This is a genomic window from Pseudomonadota bacterium (assembly GCA_026388215.1).
Classification (GTDB): Bacteria; Desulfobacterota; Syntrophorhabdia; order Syntrophorhabdales; family Syntrophorhabdaceae; genus JAPLKF01.
This window is the reverse complement of sequence record JAPLKF010000203.1, coordinates 1-1,677: the sequence shown is the minus strand read 5'-3', so window position 1 is coordinate 1,677 and position 1,677 is coordinate 1. Positions and strand designations below refer to the sequence as shown.

Annotated in this window: 3 protein-coding genes; all 3 read right to left on the bottom strand. The window is 41.0% G+C overall.

The window, feature by feature from the left end; translation table 11 throughout:
- Nucleotides 1–172 precede the first annotated feature (172 nt).
- Nucleotides 173–493, bottom strand: coding sequence for a type II toxin-antitoxin system mRNA interferase toxin, RelE/StbE family (locus NTU69_10645; GenBank protein MCX5803968.1), 321 nt, complete (start codon nt 491–493; stop codon nt 173–175).
- On the bottom strand, nt 483–764 hold the full coding sequence (locus NTU69_10640) for a type II toxin-antitoxin system Phd/YefM family antitoxin (protein ID MCX5803967.1): 282 nt from the start codon (nt 762–764) through the stop codon (nt 483–485). The genes NTU69_10645 and NTU69_10640 overlap by 11 nt, the downstream gene beginning before the upstream one ends.
- Nucleotides 765–1,320: 556 nt before the next feature.
- On the bottom strand, nt 1,321–1,677 hold a 357-nt coding region (locus tag NTU69_10635; protein ID MCX5803966.1), incomplete at its 5' end, for a pyruvate, phosphate dikinase.

Sequence of the window (1,677 nt, the reverse complement as noted above, 5' to 3'; positions counted from 1 at the left end):
ATAAATTCATAACAAAATAATCCAGCGGACGGCAAAAGACGCCGCCGCTGATTTCTATGTTACTCGCTTTCATTCCGTAATTAGCGACTCTCCATTGCTTGTCCCATACTCCATAAGTAGGTGTGCTTGTGGATTTAATAACTCTAATATACGTTCCTTTTTTGATTCTTATTTACTGCTTTTTAATAGTTTTCTTAAGCCTTTTCAATGCTAGCCTGTAAACTGCTTCTTTATCCCTTTTCCCTATTGCGATTATTTCGATGATTTCTACAAGCTCGCCAATTAAGCGACAAACAATACGGTATTTCTTTTTTGCGATGTATATCTTGTAAAAACCAGTAAGGTTAATACCAAATTTATTCCCGAGAGGGTTACCCAAAAAAGGATTTTCAGAGAGGGCATCAATCTTTTTTTCAACCTCTTTCTGGATTGAACCATCAAGGGTATCAAAGTCATTGAGGGCCTCCGGGTGAAATTCAACCTTATAAGGCATATTTTGCCTTTACCTTTTCCCATGGGATATTCTTAGAACGGTCATGCCCTTTTAATCTTTTCTTTATAGTCTCAGCTATCTCGAGGTGCTCAAGCAATCCCTCTGCTTCCTTGAAAAATTCATAATCTTCAGGGGAAAGTATCACTGCTGTAAGGGAATTGTTTTTCAACACATATAAGGGTTCACCTGTTTCCGATAGTTCTCTCAGCCTTTGTGTAAGTTCCCTCTGTAACTTCCCAACAGAGATCATCTTTTCCGAATTGACTAACATTGTATACCCTCCGTGTTGCAATATTTTACTTATAATTATACATACAATAATACATATGTCAAGTTTGATTTTACCCAAAATAATTCCTTATTTTTAACGTTTATTGTGAAGCGTTTTTTCGTCTATCTCGTTTCTTTCGTCTCTCTGGTGTATCTGGTCATGTAAGTGGTGAGTTGAGGGGTGTGATGAAAGGATGTTCCCTGTAGTACGACATCACGGAGAAGGTATGAAAAAATCTTTTCCACTGGCTGCATAAAGGCCGGAAGAACTTTGTTGCTCACTATGTTCGCAATTAAACCTTACGTGAGTGCGACATCGAGTACGGTTTGGTGGCCACCCGTGTCATTCTTCCACAGGTACCCGGCTGAAGGATACGTCCCAAAGGGCAATGGGTGCTGTTTGAGTCCCGCCTTAAAGCGGGATGAGTTCACCCATTGAGTGAGGCTGGGCCGTTAGTGGGTAAAGCGCACGGAGCGGAAGCACGAATGAAACAGTGTTCCGGCCATACCGCTGATTTTTTCACACCTTCTGAAACTGAATAAACTGTTTGTCGTTTTTAATCCGGGACAGCTACTTTCTTTTTATCCTTTATTGCTGCCCTTGCTGCGGCAAGCTTTGCCACCGTTACACGATACGGTGAACAACTTACATAGTCAAGCCCAATCTTATGACAGAACTCTACTGAATGAGGCTCTCCTCCATGTTCCCCGCATATACCAATCTTCAGGTTTTTCCTTGCCTTTCTTCCCAGTTCAACACCTATCTGCATAAGTTTTCCCACACCTTTTTCATCTATTCTCTGAAATGGGTCAAAGGCGTATATGTCATGTTCTATGTAGTATCGTAAGAATCTTCCAGCATCATCCCTGCTCATACCCAGGCCTGTTTGTGTTAAATCGTTTGTACCAAAAGA